This window comes from Kribbella sp. NBC_01510 (assembly GCF_045040325.1).
GTDB lineage: Bacteria > Actinomycetota > Actinomycetes > Propionibacteriales > Kribbellaceae > Kribbella.
Window position 1 is genome coordinate 1,113,137 of sequence record NZ_CP109418.1, and the last position, 20,114, is coordinate 1,133,250.

Annotated in this window: 16 protein-coding genes; 2 read left to right on the forward strand and 14 right to left on the reverse strand. The window is 69.4% G+C overall.

Annotated elements, in window-relative coordinates:
• Position 1 precedes the first annotated feature (1 nt).
• From tsaE to OG558_RS05445, 5 genes are all read right to left on the reverse strand, one after another.
• Complete coding sequence (gene tsaE, locus OG558_RS05425) at positions 2-928, reverse strand: tRNA (adenosine(37)-N6)-threonylcarbamoyltransferase complex ATPase subunit type 1 TsaE (protein WP_405069231.1); 927 nt, start codon at positions 926-928, stop codon at positions 2-4.
• The gene (locus tag OG558_RS05430; protein WP_405069232.1) at positions 925-2,043 is read right to left on the reverse strand and encodes an alpha/beta fold hydrolase; all 1,119 of its coding nucleotides are present in this window, start codon (positions 2,041-2,043) and stop codon (positions 925-927) included. The genes tsaE and OG558_RS05430 overlap by 4 nt, the downstream gene beginning before the upstream one ends.
• A 6-nt stretch (positions 2,044-2,049) precedes the next feature.
• Positions 2,050-3,225 (reverse strand): alanine racemase, encoded by a 1,176-nt coding sequence (alr, locus tag OG558_RS05435; protein ID WP_405069233.1) that lies wholly within the window; start codon positions 3,223-3,225, stop codon positions 2,050-2,052.
• 15 nt (positions 3,226-3,240) lie between these two features.
• Positions 3,241-3,882, reverse strand: coding sequence for an HAD family hydrolase (locus OG558_RS05440; protein ID WP_405069234.1), 642 nt, complete (start codon positions 3,880-3,882; stop codon positions 3,241-3,243).
• A gap of 78 nt (positions 3,883-3,960) precedes the next feature.
• Positions 3,961-5,178: a GH12 family glycosyl hydrolase domain-containing protein gene (locus tag OG558_RS05445; RefSeq protein ID WP_405069235.1), complete on the reverse strand. Its 1,218-nt coding sequence runs from the start codon at positions 5,176-5,178 to the stop codon at positions 3,961-3,963.
• A 291-nt stretch (positions 5,179-5,469) separates the two neighbouring features.
• On the opposite strand from OG558_RS05445, the gene OG558_RS05450 reads away from it, so the two are divergent.
• The gene (locus OG558_RS05450; RefSeq protein WP_405069236.1) at positions 5,470-6,237 is read left to right on the forward strand and encodes an META domain-containing protein; all 768 of its coding nucleotides are present in this window, start codon (positions 5,470-5,472) and stop codon (positions 6,235-6,237) included.
• Here the strand turns inward: OG558_RS05450 and OG558_RS05455 are convergent.
• Genes OG558_RS05455 through OG558_RS05475 form a run of 5 tightly spaced genes read right to left on the reverse strand, consistent with a single transcriptional unit; the run spans position 6,224 to position 13,932 of the window.
• Positions 6,224-9,169 (reverse strand): PIG-L family deacetylase, encoded by a 2,946-nt coding sequence (locus OG558_RS05455; protein ID WP_405069237.1) that lies wholly within the window; start codon positions 9,167-9,169, stop codon positions 6,224-6,226. The two genes, OG558_RS05450 and OG558_RS05455, sit on opposite strands and share 14 nt — an antisense overlap.
• A gap of 56 nt (positions 9,170-9,225) precedes the next feature.
• Complete coding sequence (locus OG558_RS05460) at positions 9,226-10,623, reverse strand: NAD(P)H-hydrate dehydratase (protein WP_405069238.1); 1,398 nt, start codon at positions 10,621-10,623, stop codon at positions 9,226-9,228.
• Positions 10,624-10,625: 2 nt separating this feature from the next.
• Positions 10,626-10,976 carry a holo-ACP synthase gene (locus OG558_RS05465; RefSeq protein ID WP_405069239.1) on the reverse strand — a complete coding sequence of 117 codons (351 nt, stop codon included), beginning with the start codon at positions 10,974-10,976 and terminating at the stop codon, positions 10,626-10,628.
• A gap of 60 nt (positions 10,977-11,036) precedes the next feature.
• Entirely contained in the window at positions 11,037-12,029 is a 993-nt protein-coding gene (locus tag OG558_RS05470; RefSeq protein ID WP_405069240.1) for a LacI family DNA-binding transcriptional regulator, read from the reverse strand.
• A 43-nt stretch (positions 12,030-12,072) separates the two neighbouring features.
• Positions 12,073-13,932 carry an alpha-glucuronidase gene (locus OG558_RS05475; RefSeq protein WP_405072111.1) on the reverse strand — a complete coding sequence of 620 codons (1,860 nt, stop codon included), beginning with the start codon at positions 13,930-13,932 and terminating at the stop codon, positions 12,073-12,075.
• Between the two features lie 136 nt (positions 13,933-14,068).
• Between OG558_RS05475 and coaA the strand changes: the two genes are divergently transcribed.
• Positions 14,069-15,022, forward strand: a complete 954-nt coding sequence (coaA, locus tag OG558_RS05480) for a type I pantothenate kinase (RefSeq protein WP_329482058.1) — start codon at positions 14,069-14,071, stop codon at positions 15,020-15,022.
• Positions 15,023-15,600: 578 nt separating this feature from the next.
• Here the strand turns inward: coaA and OG558_RS05485 are convergent.
• The 4 genes from OG558_RS05485 to OG558_RS05500 all read right to left on the reverse strand — a co-directional run bounded on the left by OG558_RS05485 (position 15,601) and on the right by OG558_RS05500 (position 20,110).
• Positions 15,601-16,776: an MFS transporter gene (locus tag OG558_RS05485; protein WP_405069241.1), complete on the reverse strand. Its 1,176-nt coding sequence runs from the start codon at positions 16,774-16,776 to the stop codon at positions 15,601-15,603.
• Positions 16,777-16,842: 66 nt separating this feature from the next.
• Complete coding sequence (locus OG558_RS05490) at positions 16,843-18,108, reverse strand: PLP-dependent aminotransferase family protein (protein ID WP_405069242.1); 1,266 nt, start codon at positions 18,106-18,108, stop codon at positions 16,843-16,845.
• On the reverse strand, positions 18,090-19,166 hold the full coding sequence (locus OG558_RS05495; protein WP_405069243.1) for an alpha-hydroxy acid oxidase: 1,077 nt from the start codon (positions 19,164-19,166) through the stop codon (positions 18,090-18,092). The genes OG558_RS05490 and OG558_RS05495 overlap by 19 nt, the downstream gene beginning before the upstream one ends.
• Positions 19,167-19,183: 17 nt before the next feature.
• Positions 19,184-20,110 (reverse strand): alpha/beta hydrolase, encoded by a 927-nt coding sequence (locus OG558_RS05500; protein ID WP_405069244.1) that lies wholly within the window; start codon positions 20,108-20,110, stop codon positions 19,184-19,186.
• Positions 20,111-20,114: the final 4 nt, after the last annotated feature.

The window sequence follows — 20,114 nt, forward strand, 5'->3', positions numbered from 1 at the left end:
CTCAGTTCTTCTCCAGCACAGATACGCGGACGCCGGACGCCGCCCAGCGCGGACCCACCGGGGTGATCCGCAGCTCGCGCGTCTCGTCGGTGTCGTCGTCGCCGCGGGTCACGACAATGTCCAGCCGGTCCGGCGCCAGCGCCTCGGCCAGGCCATGACCCCATTCGACCACGGTGACCGCGTCCTCCAGACTCGCGTCGAGGTCGAGGTCGTCCAGCTCGGCGAATCCACCCAGCCGATAGGCATCCACGTGCACCAACGCCGGACCGCCGGCCAGTGACGGGTGCACCCGCGAGATCACGAACGTCGGCGACGTGATGGAACCGCGCACCTTCAGCCCCACGCCCAGCCCCTGGGTGAACGTCGTCTTGCCGGCCCCCAGGTCACCGGACAGCACGAGTACGTCGCCCGCCCGCAACTGCCCCGCGAGCTCCTCGCCGATCGCCTGCATGTCGTCGGCAGTCGGCACGGTGAGCTCGAGCGGCATCGCCTTCGCGTAGATGAGGTTGTGGTCATGCTGCTCGACCACCGCGTACCCACGCCGCCGCCAGAACTCCACGGTGTCCGGCAACTCGACCCGCGCGATCAGGTTCACCCGGCTCACACCACGCCGTACGGCGGCCTCCTCGGCGCAACCCACCATCGCCGACGCCACGCCGTGGCCCTGGTGGCGCGGGTCCACCGAGACGCAGCGCAGCGTGAGTACGTCACCGGACTGCTTGAACAGCAACGCGCCGGCCGGCGCCCCGTCGATCAGCACGAGCAGTCCGCCGTGCTCCGCGATGGCGGCGGCCACCGTCGTGGGGCTCTCGGACAGTGCGGTGGCCGGCGGGTCGAGCACCCGGCGGGCGGAGAAGGCGTGGTGGATCACCGCCACGATCTGGTCGACGTGCTCCGCGGTGGCGTCGACGACGTGCAGGTCGGTCATGTGTTTCCTAGGGATTGTTCGGCTCGTTCGATCATGCCGAGGAGGGCGGCGGTGTACTCGCGGTGGTGCTCGATCAGGCCCAGGTGGCCGCAGTTCTTCACCTCGACCAGCTCCGCGCCGGGCACCCGCCGGACGATCTCCTCCGCATGCGAGAACGGGGTCAGGTGGTCCTTGTCGCCCGCGATCACGACGCACTCCACCTTCTGCAGCGGCTCCAGGGAGTCGAACTTGTCGTGCAGCGCGAAGATCGGATAGAACTCCGCGATCACCTCGATCGGCGTGGCCGCGATCATCTCGTTGACGAACTCGGTGTACGCCGCCGGGACCTCGGAGCCGAACGAGTACTTCCGGGTCAGCAGGTAGCTGATGTCCGTCCCCGCCTTGCGGCTGCGCTCGACCACGTCCGGGATCCGCGCCAGCGCCGAGACCGTCGGGGTGGCGAGCGCCCGGGCCAGCATGCCCAGCTTGCCCGGGAACACGATCGGCACCTCGTCCAGCCCGCCCGCGCTGGTCGAGCACAGACCGACGCCGATGACCCGGTCACCGAAGATCTCCGGATGCTGCTCGGCCAGCGCCATGATCGTCATACCGCCCATCGAGTGGCCGATCAGGATCACCGGCCCGGTCGGCGCGAACTCGGCCAGGATCCCGTACAGGTCCTGACCGAGTTGCTCGATGGTGACGTGGTCCTTGGGCGAGCGGCCGGACCGCCCGTGCGAGCGCTGGTCGTAGAACACCATCGTGCCGACGCCGGCCAGGTCGCGGCGCTCGAAGTGCCAGGAGTCCATGTTCAGCCCGTAGCCGTGGGCGAAGATCAGGGTCAGGTCCTCCGGCGGCAGCGGCAGCTTCTTGCCGAACCTGCGCTTCGGTGGAGGGGCCGGGCGGCGCGACCGCTTGAGCTCGTCGACCTCGACGTACAGCTCGACGCCGTCGTCGGCGGTGAAGACGTGCGGAGTGCCGCGCAGCGAACCGAACGGTTCGGCCTCCAGCTGTGCACGCTGACCCGAACGCCGGCCGATCACCTGCCGCTCGACTGCGACCCCGGCCGCCGCTCCTGCGGCCAGCACGCCGACCGCGGCCCCGATCAGACCAGCAGTCCGTCCTGCTTTGGACATACCGGTCTACCTTTCGACTGGGGTGGTGTCAGAACTGTCGACGTACCGGCGGGGGATCCGGGCGCCCAGCCGGGTCACGATCTCGTAGTTGATGGTCCCGGCGACATCGGCCCAGTCGTCCGCCGTCGGCTCGCCGGTGGTCCCGGGGCCGAACAGCACCACCTCGTCGCCCGCGGCCGCCTGGTCGTCCTCGAGGTTGACCACACACTGATCCATGCAGATCCGGCCGACGATCGTCCGTCGCCTGCCACCGACCTGGACCGGAGCACCGTTGGACGCGTGCCGTGGCAGGCCGTCGCCGTACCCGAGCGGGATCAGCCCCAGCGTCGACGGCCGCGGCGCGGTCCAGGTCAGCCCGTAGGAGACACCCGCGCCGGCCGGTACCCGCTTGACCATCGCGAACCGCGCCTTCAGCGTCATCGCCGGCCGCAACCCGAGCTCGGCCGAGGGCAGCGTGTGCCCGAACGGCGAGAGCCCGTACGTCGCCACCCCCGGGCGGACCAGGTTGAAGTGGGTCTCGGGCAGCGCGAGCGTGGCACCGGAGTTCGCCAGGTGCTTGAACTCGGCGTCGATCCCGAACGAGGCCGCAACGTCGATCGCCTCGGTGAACGTCGCGAGCTGGGACTCGTTGACCGGGCTCTTCGGCTCGTCCGACGACGCCAGGTGCGACCAGATGCCCTTGACCTCGATCCGGCCGGTCGCCTGTGCCCGCGCCGCGGCCCGGATCAGCGCCGGCCACTCCTCGGGTACGGCGCCGCCGCGGCTCATCCCGGTGTCGATCTTCAGGTGCACCCGGGCCGGCCGGTCCGCCACGCCGGCGACGAGTTCGTCGATCTCCCAGGGCGCGCCCGCGGACAGATCGATGCCGGCCGCAATCGCGTCGGCCAGCGGCTCGCCGGGCGTGGTCAGCCAGCAGAAGATCGGCCCGGTGTCGCCCGCGTCACGCAGCGCGAGCGCCTCCTCGAGGACGGCGGCGCCGATCCAGTCGGCGCCGGCCTCGCGGGCGGCCCGGGCGACCGGGACCATTCCGTGCCCGTATCCGTCGGCTTTGACGACCGTCATCAGCTGCGCGCCGGCGGCACGGGCACGCAGCGTAGCCACGTTGTGCCGGATCGCGGCCAGGTCGACGACGGCCTCGGCGCGGACCGGGCGGTCGCCGCTAGGTGACTGGAGGGTAGACATAGCCCCTCCAGTGTCTCAGGCCGCGTCGATCAGGTCTGCCAGGGCGGTCATGTCGTGGAACACCGCATCCGCATCGGAGAGCTTCGCGGGGTCCGTCATCCCGGCGTACCCGAACACCTTCATGCCGGCCGCAACCGCCGCGGCGACACCCAGCGGGCTGTCCTCGACGACCACGCAGTCGGCCGGTTTCACGCCCATCGAACCGGCCGCGTGCAGGAACAGATCGGGCGCGGGCTTGCCGTGGGCAACATCCTCGGCGCTGAAGATCCGGCCGTCGAACCGATCCAGGAACCCCACCGCGGTCAGCGCCGTACGGATCCTGCGGTGGGTGCCGGACGACGCGAGGCAGTACGTGACGCCGCGCGCCTCCAGGTGATCGAGGACAGCCTCGACGCCCTCGATCGCCTGCAGGTGCGCGAACCCGTCGAAGAGCCGCTGGTGGTAGCGATCCTCGAGGTCCGCGGGCAACGGCCGCCCGAGCCGGGCCTCGGCCTGCTGCCGCATCGACGCCATGCTGCCGCCCATGAAGTCACGCACGGTCTCGTCGAAGGTGTAGGGCAGCCCGGCCTCCGTGAGCAGCTCGGCCAGGATCGTGTTGGCCAGCCGCTCGGAGTCCACCAGTACGCCGTCGTTGTCGAAGATCACGAGTCCGATCACAACCGCACCCTATGCAATGCGGCCGCCGTGACCTGGGGGGAGTCACGGCGGCCGCGGGTATCGCGAGAGCGCGGGGGGTCAGTTCTCCTGGATGGAGAAGTCGGTGAAGTTGAAGCGCTGCTTGGTGTTGCCGGTCGACACGACCTCGACGCCGAAGTCGACCTGCCAGGTGGTGGCCTTCGGGGCCCAACCGCGGGACGACATGTCGTTGAAGAAGCTGGCCAGCGGCATCGTGCCGGACTTCTGCGTCACCTGGGACACGTACGCGGTGTAGCCGTTCTCGTGCCAGACGTCGTACGTGAAGCCGCCGAACGACACTGTGCCGACCTTGTTCCCAGCCGGGACCTGGCCCTTGTTGTCGGTCCAGATCATCAGCTCGTTGTTCAGACCGTCGCCGATCCAGGCGTCGAACGCGACGTTGTAGATGCAGGCGGAGCAGTTGGCGGGCGTGGTCGCCGCGAACTTGGCCGACTGGATCTTCGACAGCGCGACGTCGTTGTAGTCCTTGTGCACGTTCGGGTACGCCTGGACGCCCTTGTCACCCGGCAGCGGCTGGGTGACGTCGAGGAACCAGTTGTTGTAGTTGCAGGCACTCAGCGTGTACGTGCCGTTGTCGTTGTTCCACATGTTGTTGTGGACGTAGTACGCGCCGAACGACTGGCCGTCACCCTGGTTGTTCGTCGACGTGGTGACGAACGACGGGTTGGTGCAGGTCTGGCTCGGGCTGCCCGTCGACGTGGGGGTCGTCGTGCTGGGCGTGGTCGTCGTCGGAGTCGACGTCGGCGGCTTGGTCGGCGTCGTCGTGGTCGTCGGCGGCTGGGACGGCGTCGGCGTGCTGGTCATCGGCGGCTTGGTCGGCGTCGTCGTGGTGGTCGGCGCCGGAGTGGTGGGTTGCGCGGGCGCGGCCGTGAAGTCGTAGTGCGCCGTGTAGGTCAACTTGGTGCCGGCGCGGTACTTCTGGCCGTCGTAGCGCAAAGCGCGCAGCCGGTAGCTCTGGTCGGTGGTCTTGCTCGGGTCGATCGAGAGGATCGCCGGCCCGGAGGCGGTCGCGGTGATGGCGACCGGTTTCTGGGCGAAGCCGTGCAGGACGGTACAGCTGGAGTAGGCGTCCAGGACGCAGGTCTCGACGCGTCCGACGCTCGGGAGGGCAGTCACCGTGCTGTCCGCTGCGTTCGCAGTTGATACCGGGGAGTCCTTGGCCGCGTGAACGACGATCGGCGCGGCAACGAGCGCGCCGACGGCAAGGAACACCGCCGGGATGATCTTGCGACTCCGGGCAGTTCGGATGGGGGGCATGGAAAACACATTCCTCGTCTGCTCGACGGGCCACTCTGCGTTGCCCCAGTGCTTCAGTGTGACCCAACAAATGTTGGTTTGGTCCCCAGTGGGGCCAGAAACAGGCGGCGTCCCCAGAAAACACCGATCCGATCCGGCAGACCGGCGTACCGGTCTTGTCCTTCTCGTTCGCTCTCGCGTACGCCGCGACGTTATCCAACCGTGATCTGACCTGCCAACTCGGGGGCCCGACTTAACCAAGCCTTCACACTGCAACGAAGGCCGAACCGCCGGCGTCCGTAGGGTGTGAAGATGCGGACGATCGCCCTGGCCGCCGCCGGTTTGCTGCTGGTCCTGACCGCCTGTGGGAACGAGCCCGACACGGGTGCGTCACTGACCGGCAAGTCGTTCCTGTCCACTGCCGTGACCGAGAACGGGCAGCCCAAGCAGCTCGCGCCGAACACCCTGGTCCGCCTGACGTTCACCGACGACGGCCGCCTGGTCGCGGACGCCGGCTGTAACTCGATGCAGTCGAAGGTGTCGACGAGCGGCGGCAAGCTGACGCTCGAGGGCGGGCTGGCGATGACCATGATGGGTTGCCCCGGTCTGCAGCAGGGTCAGGACTCCTGGCTCGCGAACATCCTCTCCGGCAAACCGGCCTGGAAGCTCGACGGTAGCAAGCTCGACCTCACCGCCGGCAGCACGACGATCTCACTGGTCGACCGCGCCACCGCCGAGCCGGCTCGCGCCCTGGACGGCACCAAGTGGACCCTGACCACGGTCATCACCGGCGATGCCGCCACCCACCAGGCCGGCTTCGAGAAGGCGTGGATGACCCTCAACGGCGAGCGCGTCACCGGATCGACCGGGTGCAACGACTTCCAGGGCATGGTGGCGCGTTCCACCGGCAAGCTCACCTTCGGTGAACTCGCCACCACCCGCCGCGCCTGCACCGGCGACGCGGCGACCCTCGAGACCACTCTCCTCAATGCCTTGAAGGGCGACGTCAGCTACGAGATCGACTCGTCCACGTTGAAGCTCCGGACAGCGGCCGGCGGCCTCGACTTCACCGCCGGCTGAGCTGGAGGTCGAACGCCTGGACCTCGTTCTGCGGGGTTTCGTAGGAGACGAGCAGCCGGCCGTCGGCACTCAGCGTGGCGCGTTGGGCCGCGGTGAGTGGGATGGACCAGTGCTGGACGCCGTGGTTGATCTGCTGGCTGGACTGTGTGACGAGATGACCGCTCATGTCCGGGGACCATGGCGGGATGCCGCCGTCGGTGACTGCGCAGGGCGTCAGACCGTAGTCGGGCGCTGGGTCCGCAGCCGGTGAACAGCTGGTTGTCCAGACCGGGATCGCACCGAGCTGGCCGGTGGTCAGGAACGCCCGGGCCGTACCGGCTCCACTCGAACTGGTGACGATGTCCACGGCGTTTCCGCTGAGTCCGGCGGACAGGATCTTCAGGTCGCTGGTCGGGACGCGGCCGGAGATCGGTACGCCGTTGCGGGCGGATTGGGCGATGGTCTGGGGCGACAGGGCTCCGTTCAGGTTCGGGCTGGAGACGTTCGGCGGTGCCGGGGTGGTCGGGCGATCCGCCGGTGGCGTGTAGCCCGGCAGGGTCGCGAGCCCCCAGCGGTACGGGTCGGACTGGACCGATCCGAGCGCCGACCAGGCCAGCCGCGTACTCATGTCGATGTGCCGCAGCGTCGTCGTACCGGCAGCCGAGGTGTCGTCGTTGTCGTACGGCGTGATGTTCAGGCCCAGCCGGGTCGGGTCGACGGCGGCGGGCAGGTCGGCCAGCGGGATCTTGACCTCGAGGTCGTACCCGCCACCGGCGTATGCGTGCGGGACCGTGGTCTCGTTGCTGCCGACCCACTGCGCGGTCGACGCGACCTGCACGCCCGGTGCGTTGCCGGTGTCGAGCGAACCGCTCGAGTAGCCCTGGTGGTTGTCCGCATCCCGCTCCCAGCAGGGCCCGCCGCTCTGGGTGAACGGGAAGATGCCGAGCTTGAACGTGTTCGCGGTGTCCTTCAGCGCCTCCGATGCGTTCCCACGCGGGTCGAGCAGGATCTCGACGGAGTCGGCCTGCCAGTGACCGACACACTCCGCCGGAGTCACGGCGTACGACTGGTAGTCGTCGCGCACGTGGACGAAGAAGTAGAGCGCGTCGCCGGACCAGCTCACCTTCGCCGTACTGCCTTCTCCGGTTGACGAAACTCCGCAGTCGTCCACGCCGGTGCAGGTGGCCGCACCCTGCCAGATCCGGCCGAGGTCGAGCGTCGGGCCCGGGTACTCGCCCGGCCCCGCCTTGCCGTCGACCACCGGGGTCGCCTGCGGGATGACCGTCGTCGGCACCAGAGTCAGCGTCAGCGTCTCACTGCCCGTGGCGGTCCGGATCGGGATCGACACGTTCTGGTTGGCCGGCAGTGACGTGTCGGTGTTGGTCAGCTTGAACGTCACGGTGGCGTCCGCGCCGGGCTGAAGGTCGTACGGCTTCGAGAGCGTGTCGACCGTGAAGTCGGCCGGCAGGTCGAGCGACACCGCACCACTCTGCTGCTGCGCCGACCAGTTGTGCACGACAACCGGCAGGTCGATCGTCTGGCCGATCCCCATCGACTGGATAGCCTGCGACCGGCCGAGACGGTTGGCCTGCGGCGCGGTGTTCTGCAGCCACTGGTCGTACTCCTGCCAGTTCCCCCACCGCTGGAATCGACCTTCCGCCGCGGCCACGATCCGTACGACGTTGTCGGTGTAGCCGGACGCATGAGCGGTGGTGTAGCGGGCGGCGACCTTCGCGTTCTGGTCCACCGGCGCGTTGGCCGCCGGGGTCACCGTGAAGGTGATGTCGGCGGTCGACTTCGCCGGGACGGGCTTCGGTCCGTCCGTGGTCCACCCGGCCGGCACGGTCAGCTCGATGTTGCCTTCGGCAAGCTTCCCGGACGGCGCCTGGAGGTGCACGGTCGCCTGGAACGGCTCACCGGCGACGTTGTAGAACCGCGAGAAGGTCAGGTACTCCAAGGTCCCCAGCGGGAGCCCACCGGGATCGGGCTTGGTCGCGCCGAACAGGATCGCTTCGTCGAGCCCAGCCTGCGGACTGCTGTTCGGCTGGAACGGCACGAACGACTCGGTCATGCCGAACCGCGAGCACGCCGGAACCGAAGTCCCCTTGAACATCACCCGGCTCTGCGTCGGGTACGCCGAGCGCCCCTCGTCCGCGATCTGCTGCCAGATCTTCGCGGTCCCGGCCGGCTGTCCTTGCACGTTCCCGGCCGGCCATTTGTACGGCGAGTCGTAGCCGGTCCACACGCCCGCGACGGTGTCCAGGCCGGTCGGGGTGAAGCCGGTGGTGCAGTTCGCGGCTGTCGTCGTACCGCCGGTGCCGGCGGTGGTGCCGCCGGAGAAGACCTTCTTCACCTGCCAGGTGCTGAGCGCGTGCGGGCCCTTCAGCTGCTCGGGGAACCGGTTCGGGTCGGCGGCTGCGATGACGCCTTCCCAGATCAGCCGGCCGGCCTGCTGGTGGTTGCCGTGACCGGCGGCGAGGGTCGGCGTGAAGCCGATGTAGATCTCCGGCTGCGTCTCGCGGATGACCCGGGTCACCCGGCGCAGCGTCTCCTCCTCGTCCCAGAAGTACTGCGTCAGCGGGGCGCTCTGGTTGTAGAAGAAGTCGATCCGGTCGAGGTTGAAGATGTCGACGGTGCCAGAGCGGTAGTGCGCGACGCGGTCCTCGTTCTCGCGGCGCAGACCGAGGTCGGGGCCGAGCTCGTTGCCGACCGCGTTGCCGCCGCCTTCACCGCGCGTCACCTGGATCACGCCACACTTCACGCCGTACCGCTGATGCCAGACCCCGCAGGGCCCGATGATGCTGGTGTCATCGTCGGGATGGGCCCACTCCCCCATCACGTCGATCTTCGTCTGCCGATCAGCCACATACGGCTTGGCCACACTCGCCGATGCGACCGGCACCGGCAGCACAGCAATCAGAGCAAGGACGACGAACCCCACGAATCGCTTCACGTGCACGCTCCAAAGGCGGTGGAGGCACTGGCAGATCCAGTCCTACGTCCACACACTCAGGCGCGCAACACGTACCGCGTGGCTTCCGGCAGAGCGGCCGCCACCGAGAGGGCCGTGACCGGGGCACTCGACGAAGCGAGGTTGGCCGCGGCGGCGTGCAGATAGGCGCCGAGGGAAGCCGCATCGAGGGCCGGGAGACCGGACGCGAGCAGCGCGCCACAGAGACCGGCCAGGACGTCGCCGGCGCCGGCGGTGGCCAACCACGGGGTGGCGTTGGTGTTGACGCGGACGTGCCCGTCGGGGGTGGCGATGACGGTCGTCGAGCCCTTGAGGAGGACGGTGACGTCGAAGCGTTCGGCGGCGAGCCGGGCGTGCTCGAGGCGCTTGGCTTCGACCGTGGAGCGGTCGACGCCGAGCATGCGGGCCAACTCGCCGGCGTGCGGAGTGACGAGTACGCCGGTGTGGTCGCCGGACTCGTCGAGCGCCTTCAGTCCGTCCGCATCGAGGACGACGGGCTCCTCGGCGTCGAGGAGTTCGCGGATCCGGTCGATGTCGAGTTCGTCGCCGAGACCGGAGCCGATGGTCCACGCCTGCACGCGTCCGTCGCCGGCCACGATCTCCGGGTGGGCTGCCCGGACTTCGGCTGCGACAGCGTCCGGGCCGACGTACCGGACCATGCCGACGGGGCCGCCGAGGGCGCCGGCGGTGGCGATGACCGCGGCGCCCGGGTATTGCGTGGAGCCGACCATCAGGCCGAGGACGCCGCGGGAGTACTTGTCGGACTCGCCGTGCGGGACGGGGTAGCGGGCGCGGACGTCGGCAGCCTGGAGGGATTCGACCGGTGCTGGTGGGAGGTCGAGGCCGATGTCGACGAGGTGGACCGGGCCGCAGGCGGTGGCGGCAGGGTCGATGAAGTGGCAGATCTTGTGGGTGCCGAAGGTGACGGTGAGTGCTGCGCGGACGTGCGGTTCCGGGGTCTCGCCCGTGTCGACGTCGACGCCGGACGGGGTGTCGACGGCGACGATCGGTACGTCGTACTCGTCGGCCGACTCGACCGCGGCCAAGGCGTCCGGGCGGAGGCCGGGGCGACCGCCGATGCCGACGATGCCGTCGACCACCACGTCGGCCGTGCGGATGTCGTCGGTCGAGCCGACGCGGCCACCGGCTGCTTTCAAAGCCTCCAGACCGGCTGCGTGAGCGCTGGCGGAGAGCAGGACGGCGGTGACCTGGGCGCCGCGGCGGGCGAGCCGGGCACCGGCGTACAGGGCGTCGCCGCCGTTGTCGCCGGAGCCGATCAGCAGCACGACGCGGGTGCCGTACGTCCCGCCGAGGAAGTTGCTGATGGCAACTACCAGGCCGGTCGCCGCCCGCTGCATCAAGGTGCCCTCAGGTAGCCGGGCCATCAGCTCGGCCTCGGCGGCCCGGACCTGTTCGACGGTGTGCGCGCGGCGCATGTTCAGCCCTCCAGGATGACCACGGCGGAGGCGATGCCGGCGTCGTGGCTCAGCGACAGATGCAGACTCTGGACACCGAGCCGCGAAGCCTGGGCAGCGACCGTGCCGGTGATCTCCAGCCACGGCCGGCCGGTTTCGTCGGTCTGCACCTCGGCGTCGTGCCACAGCATGCCCGCAGGTGCGCCGAGTGCCTTGGCCAGCGCTTCCTTCGCCGCGAAGCGAGCAGCCAGCGAAGCCGGCGGCCGGACCGCCTCGGCCGGCGTGAACACCCGATCCCGCAGACCGGGAGTTCGCTCGAGCGTCTTCATGAACCGCTCGACGTCGACCACATCGATGCCCACGCCGACGATCATGGTTCTCACCCTAACCGGACGCCTCCAGCGCAAGAGCACGCGCCGCTGGTGGCGCGGAGGTCAGCCCACCGGGGGCGCCGTCGACTGGCGGATCCGCATCTCCACAGCCAGGTCCATCCGGAGGGCGGCCGGGGTGACGCCGCGGGCGAGGTCGAGGACGAGGCGGGCGGCCAGCTCGGCCATCTGGTGCAGTGGCTGGTGGACGGTCGTCAGCGTCGGACCGACCCACTGCGCCACCGGGAGGTCGTCGTACCCGACCACCGAGAGGTCGCGCGGGATCTCCAGGCCGAGCTCGCGCGCGGCCTGGTAGACACCGAGCGCCTGCATGTCGCTGCCCGCGAAGATCGCCGTCGGCCGCTCAGGCAACCGGAGCAACGCGAGAGCTTCCCGGTGACCGCCGCTGACGCTGAAGTCACCCGCGCGGATCAGCTCGGGATCGACCGCGATCCCGGTCGAGCGCAACGCGTCCTGGTACCCGTCGACGCGCATCCGCGAGCAGAGCGTCTCGACCGGGCCGCCGATCATCCCGATCCGGGTGTGCTCGAGCTTGCGCAGATGCAGCGTCGCCATCCGCCCGCCGTTCCAGTTCGCCGAGCCGATGGACGGTACGTCGTCCCCCTCGTCACCGATCGGGTCGACCACGACGAACGGGATCCGCCGCGCCTCCAGCTGCGCCCGCTGGTCCGGGTCGAGGTCGGAGAACACCATGATCACGCCGAGCGGCCGCCGGTTCAGGACGGACTCGATCCAGTCCTGCCGCGGCCGCCGGGCGTCGCCACACTCGGACAGCACCAGCTCGACGCCCGCCACCCGGAGCACACCCTCGACCCCTCGGATCAGCTGGATCGCCCATTCCCCACTCAGCTCGGGAAACACCAGGTCGATCATCGGGCTGCTCGCCGTAGTCGCGGTCCGGCGCTGGTAGCCGTGCTCCTGGATGATGCCCTCGACCTTGGCCCGGGTGTCCGCGGCGACGTCGGCGCGACCGTTCAGCACCTTGGAGACGGTGGGGACCGAGACCCCGGCCTGCTCCGCGATCTTCGCGATCGTCATCCGCTGACCCACGAGCGCCTCCCCCTCGAAACTTTCGGCCAGCCTACCCGTAGATCGTGCGGCCCTCCGCGTCCCCTATCCCGCTGAGACGGTAGAAGTACGTGTTCACCTGATCCCGCCAGTCGGCGGCGTTGGCGAGCTGCGCCTCCAGCCGGGAGGTGATGTTCTCGCGCACCACGGGCTCGAAGCGGTCCGCGATGGCCTTCCAGCGGGTCAGCATCGCCGCCACCTCGTCGTACCCCTGGAAGTGGGTGTCGTAGATGTGCTGCAGGACGGTGCGGCCGCTCTGCAGGACGTGGTCGTACCCAACGTGATGGAAGAACAGCAGGAGCTCGTCGGGGCAGGTGCTGAGGTTCTCGTAGCGGCTCGCGAGGGGCTCGGGGTACTGCCCGGTGAAGCCGGAGCCGGTCGCGACCGTGCGGTCGACGCCGACGCCGTAGCGGTCGGCGAAGTGGTACGTCCCGCGCGCCGAGTACTGGTACCCGTTCACGTTCGGGCCGTAGTGCGTCTCCGGCGCGACCATGAACCCGACCCCGAGCGGCGCGGTGTAGCGCTCGTATGTCTGCCAGGACTCGGCCATGATCGACACCAGCTCGGATCGGGTCCGATCGTCCATCGCGAAGGTCGCCGCGGCCCACTCGTGCAGCAGGCTGACCGGATCGGCACCCGGATCCCAGGCCAGCCGGCCGTACGCATACAGGTTGCTCTGGGCAAGCTTGTGCCCGGTCCAGTTCGGATCGTCGCCGACGTTGGCGACGGCAACGATCGCATCGGTGCGCTCGGCAACGGTAGGCCCGCCCGCTCCGGTCGTGTCGAACTGCAGGATCTCCCGCCACCACGGTCCGAGGTAGCACAGGTCCTGCTGCTGCCCGGTGTACTCCTGCGTCACCTGCAACTCCACCGCGAACGCGGTCTCCTGCAACTCCCCCAGCAACGGCGACATCGCCTCGCGCGCCTGGAAGTCCAGCGGCCCGTGCTTCACCTGCAGTACGACGTTCTCGTCGAACCGCCCGTCCAGCGGGATGAAGTGGTCGTACGCCGCCCGCGCGCGATCCGTCCGCCGATCCCGCCAGTCCGGCCGGCCGCCGTACCCGGAACACCGCCAGAACACACTCCCGCCGTACGGCGCCAACGCCCGGGCGAGCAGGTTCGCACCGTCCGCGGGCGACCACCCCTCGGAGTCCGCCGACACCACTAACCCACCGAGATCGGGTATGGCGTCGTACAAGCGCCCGACCGCGGCCGACCACCACTGCGCCGCCCGCTCGTCCGGTGGATCGGTCATCTCGACCGCCAGGCTCAGCGCGATCCCGTACTCGCGGAACACCGCCGCCAGCCGGGATACATCCGGGAGATGGTCGGCGAGCAACCGGGTCTCGGCCATCGCGACCGCGTTGATCCCGATCGACGCCAGCATCCGGGCGTACGCCCGCACCCGGGTCAGATCCTGGACCACCCGGCCGTCGCGGAAGAATATCGATCCACCTGAGTACCCGCGCTCGACGGAACCCGCCAGGTTGTCCCAGTGATCGAGCATCCGGACCGGAATGGCCGGCCGCTCGACCACGGTGAAGTCACCGGTCATCCACTCGAAGTACCGCAGCAGGTAGAAGTACCCGTACAGCAAGCCACGGCCGCCTTCGGCGGCGACGACCAGTTGGTTGCCTCGTCGCACCACCACGAAGCCCTCCGCAGCCAGCCCGTCGAGCGGCAGCGCGGCCTCGACCTCCTGCCACAACGGCGATTCCCGGACCCGGGTCAGCACGCACAGCGCGACTTCCACGCCGTTCCGGATCCGGCGGGTCTGCCGGAGCTCGGCCCGGATCGTCTGGGCCAGCGCCCCCGAGGCGTGCACGGTCACCTCGGGCAACCGCTGAGAGCCGAGCCAGCAGGGGTCGAACATCACGCCGGATCCTTGCACACGACCCCGGTCACTCCCGGGCGCCGCGGGTCCGAAAGTTTCGGCGTTGTCCGATTGAGACGAAGCCCACTGCCTCCCGGTGTGGGTGCACCCCCGGCGGATGGGAAGAATGGGGCTCATGCTGCAGCCGTCGCGGGAGGTGACTCCCTACACCGAGCTCGACCGTGCCGCCTGGGCGCAACTGGCCGAGACGACTGTCTCCCCACTGACGGTGGACGAGATCGAGCGGCTGCGCGGCCTAGGTGACGAGATCGACATGGACGAGGTCCGCGAGGTCTACCTGCCGTTGTCGCGGATCCTCTCGCTCTACGTCCGGCACGCCCGCGCGCTGCACGCCGACACCGAGAGCTTCCTCGGCAAGCCGGCCGCGACCCGGACCCCGTTCGTGATCGGCATCGGCGGATCGGTTGCCGTCGGCAAGTCCACCACCGCCCGGTTGCTGCGCGAACTGCTGGCCCGCTGGCCCGAGCACCCGCGGGTCGCGCTCGTCACCACCGACGGCTTCCTCTGGCCGAACGCGGAGCTCGAGCGCCGGAGCCTGATGATGCGCAAGGGCTTCCCGGAGTCGTACGACCGCAAGTCGCTGCTGCGCTTCGTGGTCGAGGTGAAGTCCGGCATGGACGCGGTCGAGGCGCCGGTCTACTCCCACCTGCACTACGACCGGATGAACGGCGTACGGACGACGGTCGAGCAGCCCGACATCCTGCTGCTCGAGGGCCTGAACGTCCTGCAGCCCGCGCCCCGGCACGCGGACGGCAAGAGCGGCCTCGCGGTCAGCGACTTCTTCGACTTCTCCGTGTACGTCGACGCGGCCGCCGACGACATCCGGTCCTGGTACGTGCACCGCTTCCTCAAGCTGTGGGAGACGGCGTTCCGCAACCCGGAGTCGTACTTCGTCCGCTACGGCGAGCTGAGCCGGGAGGAGGCGGTCAAGAAGGCCGAGTCGCTCTGGGACGGCATCAACGGCCCCAACCTGCGCGAGAACATCCTCCCCACCCGCTCCCGCGCAACCCTGGTCCTCCGCAAAGGCCCCGACCACGCCGTCCGCTGGGTCAGGCTCCGCAAACTCTGACCCCACCCCACCACCCCGGTCAGGGGAAAGCTCTGACGCCCAGCAGCCCTCCGCGCTATCGCCTTTCAACCAATTGAGGCTCTGGGCGTGTCCCGGGCCCGTGGGGGTGGCGGTCTTCGCCGGTGCAGTTGTGGGCGGCCCGGATGTGCAGGTCGACAGGATGTGTCGGTCCTGGGGCGGCGCTCGCGCGGGGTGTTCAGGCGTGAGATCGGGCGACTGGGCGAGAGCAGGGCCGAGACCTCCTGTCGACCTGCACCCCCACCGGCCTCCACTTCCGCCCAGACCAGCCTCGATCCGCGCCACACAGTCTGGGCCGGTGACCGGGTGTCCATCTGGTGGCCAGGTCCGGCGCGGATCCGGGACCCTGGGACACCACCTGGCGACCTCGGACACGCCGCGCCATGTCCCAGGTCCCCAGCACCTGTCCGCGGTCCGCGGGTCCGGCGACTCCACCGATCAGCTCAAGGCACCCCGGGCATTCGGACGTAGCCGGCCACATGCGCCAACCTCACACCGAATAGACAGCCCCATTTCAGGCTCAACCCTTGAAATGGTGGCGGGTGGGAGTGCTGGCGGGCTTAGCTGGGCCGGAGGGCCTTGACGGCGGGTACGACAGCAGCCGCAACGACGAGTGCGGTCAGCCCGAAGGCGAGTGGGTAACCGGCCCCGGCGACAACAGCGCCGAAGATGATGGCGCCCATTCCCCATCCACCGTCGTACGCGAGGTTCCACAACGCGCTGACCTGGCCGTAGCGGGAGTTCGGGACTCGGTGGTACATCATCGTCAGGGTGAGGTTCTGCGCGGCGCCGAAGCCGATGCCGAACAGTGTCGAGCCGGCCACGATGGCGATCGGGTTGCCGATCAGCACCAACGAGCCGGCACCCAGCGCGGCGAGGATCAACGCCGGTGCCAGCAACTTCGCCGGGCCGACGCGGTCGCCGTACCGGCCGGCCAGCCAGCGTGCGCCGGGCGCGGTCGCGGCCTGCAGCAGCAGAGCGGTGGCGACGAGGGAGTGCCTGTCCGCGGCGACGGCCAGGGGCAGGAAGGTGACGCTGATCCCGGCGGCGACGGTCACGGCCGCGAAGACGAAGGTCGGCATCAGCAGACCGCTGCGCCGTACGCCGCCGAGCACCTTCACGTGCTGCTCCTCGGCTGAGACCCGAGCCGGCAGACCCACGAGAGTGACGAGTCCGGCGAGCGAGCTGAACGCGGCGAGGACGAACAGGGCGTCGAAGCCGATCCGGTTGGTCAGGTAGACGCCGAGCGGCAGGCCGATGACGGCCGGGACGCCGACGGCGATGCCGTAGATGCCCAGTCCCTCGCCGCGGCGGGCCGCGGGAGTGAGGTCGGCGACCAGGGCGACCGCGCCGACGACCAGGATCGCCAGGCCGGCGCCGCGGACGACGCAGACGGCCAGGACGGCCGGCAGCGACGCGGTGGTCAGGAGGACCAGCGAGGGAGCGCCGAGCAGGACCAGCCCGAGGCCGAGGACGACCTGGTAGCCCCAGTGGGCCAGCATCCGCGGCACGAGCAGCTCGACGCCGACCGCGGACAGCATCATCGCGCCGGTCGACAGCCCGGCCCCGATCCCGCCCGAGCCGTTGGCGGCCAGGTAGAGCGGGACGACCGAGGTGAGCAGGTACATGCTCAGGCCGGACCCGAACACCATCACCAGCAACCGCCCGAACCGGCCGGTCACCAGGCGCTCGGCGGTGGCTACCTGGACGGTGGGGATCTCGCACGTGGTGGTCATGACTTCACGCTAGAAGTGGACCGGCACGCCCTACAGATCCAGTTCCGGCCCGTCCGGGAGGACCAGTTACGGCAGTTGGTCGGCGATGAGCGCGGCGAGACGGTTCAGGGCGGCGTCGATCTGGACCGGCGTGACCGCGCTGCACGACAGGCGGAGGGCGTGGATCGGGGTGTCGCCCTCGTAGAAGTGGCTCATCGGGGTCCAGAGCACGCCGTACTCGTGGGCCGACCTCTCCAGCAGTACGTCGTCGACCGGGAAGGGCACGGTGACGACCACGAAGAAGCCACCGGACGGCACAGTCCAGGTGATCTCACCACCGGGGAACCGGGCGGCCAGGCCGTCGGTGATCGCGCGGAGGTTGGCGGCGTACACCGCGCGCTCGCGCCGGTTCGCGGCGACCAGGCTGCAGTCGTGCGCGAGCAGCTTGCCGCCGATCACCGCCTGCGCGACCGGCGAGGTGTTGACGGTGAGCATGCTCTTGAGCTTCGACAGTTCGTCGGCGAGAAGGTTGATGCTCCCGCCCGGGGCGGCGACGGTCTGGTCGGCGACGACGTACCCGACCCGCGCGCCGGGCAGGCCGGTCTTGGCGAACGAACCGAGGTAGACGACGCGGCGCTCGGTGTCGAGGGCCTTCAGCGTCGGCACGCGAGCAACGCCCCAGGCCGGGAACAGTCCGTACGGGTTGTCCTCGAGCAGGAGCAATTCCTGCTCGGCCGCGACCTCCAGCAATCGCCGCCTGGCGTCCACATCGAGGCTGAGCCCGGAAGGGTTGGCGAAGTCCGGCATCACATAGCAGCCTCGCGGCCGCAATCCGTCCGCACGGGCCGCCTTCACCACCGCGGCGAGATCGTCGTCCTCGGTCACCGGCAACACGGGGAAGTCGAGCAAGCGAGCCGCACCGGTGATTCCGACGTACGTCGGGGAGATCGCCAGCAGCACGTCGTCCGGGCCGGAGCGCAGTGCCCGCAGGGTGAGGACCATCGCCTCCTGGCAGCCGACCGTGACGACGATCGCCTCGGGATCGACGTGGATGTCCTCGTCGACCGCGAGGTTGCGGGCGACCAGGTCGTGGATGATGCCCTTGGTCCGGCCGTACTGGAAGATCGTCCGCCGCACCGCCGACTCGTCGTACCCCTTCGAGCGCAGGTGATCGGCGAACAGCTCAAGGTAGCGATGCAGGTCCTCGAGCGCGAAGTACTCCTCGGTCGGGCGCCCGGCGGCGAGCGAGATCGCGTCCGGGTAGTGGTGCGACACCTCGTTGAGGAAGTTCATCGAGTTCAGCGCGCGATCGGTGAGCGAGCCGTGCAGCTCGGTCAGCTCGAGATCAGCCATGGGGTCCTCCCCGTCGTCAGCCGCGCGACCGCGGCCAGGTCCGCACATCCGGCCAGCAGCATCGCATCGCGCAGCTCTTGTCTGAGGAGAGCCAGCGCTTCATCCACAGCATTCACAGCCAGTGCCCACAGCAACGGCCGTCCGATCAGTACGGCGGAAGCACCTAGCGCGAGTGCCTTCACCACATCGATGCCCCCTCGCATTCCACCATCCACCAGCACAGTGCAGTGGTTGCCAATGGCATCGACGACCGGTCCGAGCGCGTCGATCGAGGCCGGTGCGCCGTCCAGCTGGCGTCCACCGTGGTTCGAGACCACCACCCCGTCCGCACCCAGGTCAGCGGCCCGCGTGGCGTCGCGCGGGTCCAGAATCCCCTTCACCACCAGCGGAAGTTCACTTGAACTTCGAAGCCACTGCAGGTCGGACCAGCCGACAGCGGGCTCGAACGCGGACGCGGTGTGCACGGCGACTGCCGACAGCCCGGGCGCGGCGGCATGTGCCTCTGTCGCCATGTCGACAATGTTGGCCGCAACGACCTCCGGCGGCAGTGCGAAGGAGTTGCGGACATCGCGCAACCGGCGTCCCATCACCGGCACGTCGACGGTCACCATCAGCGCACCGCAACCCGCTGCGGTGGCACGCTCTACCAGAGTCCTGACCAGGCCGCGATCTCGTAACCAGTACAGCTGGAACCATGAGGGCGTCACCGCGGCGATCTTCTCCAACGGGACGCTGCTCAGAGTGCTGATGACATAAGGGATTCCGGCCGTCGCGGCCGCAGCCGCGAGGAGGAGTTCCCCTTCGGGGTGCAGGAGCCGCTGGTACGCCATGGGGGCGACTCCGACCGGCATCGTGAGCTGACTGCCGAGCAGCATGCGGGACGGGTCGGGTTCGTCGATCCCGGCGAGCACGCGGGGCGTGAGCGTGATCGCGTCCAGAGCCGCACGGTTGCGGCGCAGCGTCAGCTCGGAACCGCTGCCACCGGCAACAAAGTCCCGGACTGCGGCCGGGAGAACCGCTGCCGCCAGGGACTCGTAGTCGGCGAGGCTGTCAGCCATCGTGGCTCGGCGATTCCTCAGGCATCGCGGAAGATCCCGCTCAACCAGGCCGACGCCTCGGCCATCGCCAACTTGCCGCCGTCGAGGATGCCGGACATCGCGAAGAAGCCGTGCACCATGCCGTCGTACCGGCTGAGGGTGGTCGGGACTCCGGCGGCATGCAGCTTCTCGGCGTAGTACTCGCCTTCGTCGCGGAGCGGATCGTACTCCGCGGTGATCACCAGCGCGGGCGGGAGATCCGCGTGCGACTCGGCGAGCAGTGGTGACGCGAGCGGGTTGAGACCGTCGGCCGGGTCGGTCAGGTAGTGGTCCCAGTACCAGCCGACCGAGGTCTTGTTGAAAAGGTACGGATCGTCTCCGGCCCGCATCGAGATGGTGTCTGATCCGTAGCGGGTGTTCGGGTAGACGAGCAACTGCCCCGCCAGCGCCGGACCGTTGTCGCGGGCAAGCAACGTGGTCGCCGCCGCAAGGTTGCCGCCGGCACTGTCACCACCGACGACGAGCCGCGACGGATCGACCTGCAGCTCGCCGGCGTGCGCGGCGATCCACTGCGTGGCGTTGTGGCAGTCATGCACCGCGGCTGGGAACGGATGCTCCGGCGCCAGCCGATAGCCGACCGTGATCACCTGACAGGGAACGGCGTTGGCCAGCGTACGGCTGATGCCGTCGGCGGTCTCGATGCTGCCCAGCGTCCAGCCGCCGCCGAAGAAGTAGATCACCGTCGGCAATGGAACGGTCAGATCCGGCCGGTAAACCCGCAGCGGTACGCCGCCCTCGGTCGTGAGGTTCTCCACGTGGTGAACTGGCTCGACATCCCCACCCGCGGCCTGGATGGACGCGAGGTCGGCCGCCCTGGCCTCGGCCAAGGTCTGGGTGTAGAGCTGTGGCACCTGGTTGCCCTCACGCTCGGCGCGCATCGTCTCGACCTGCGGGTCCAATGGCATCGGT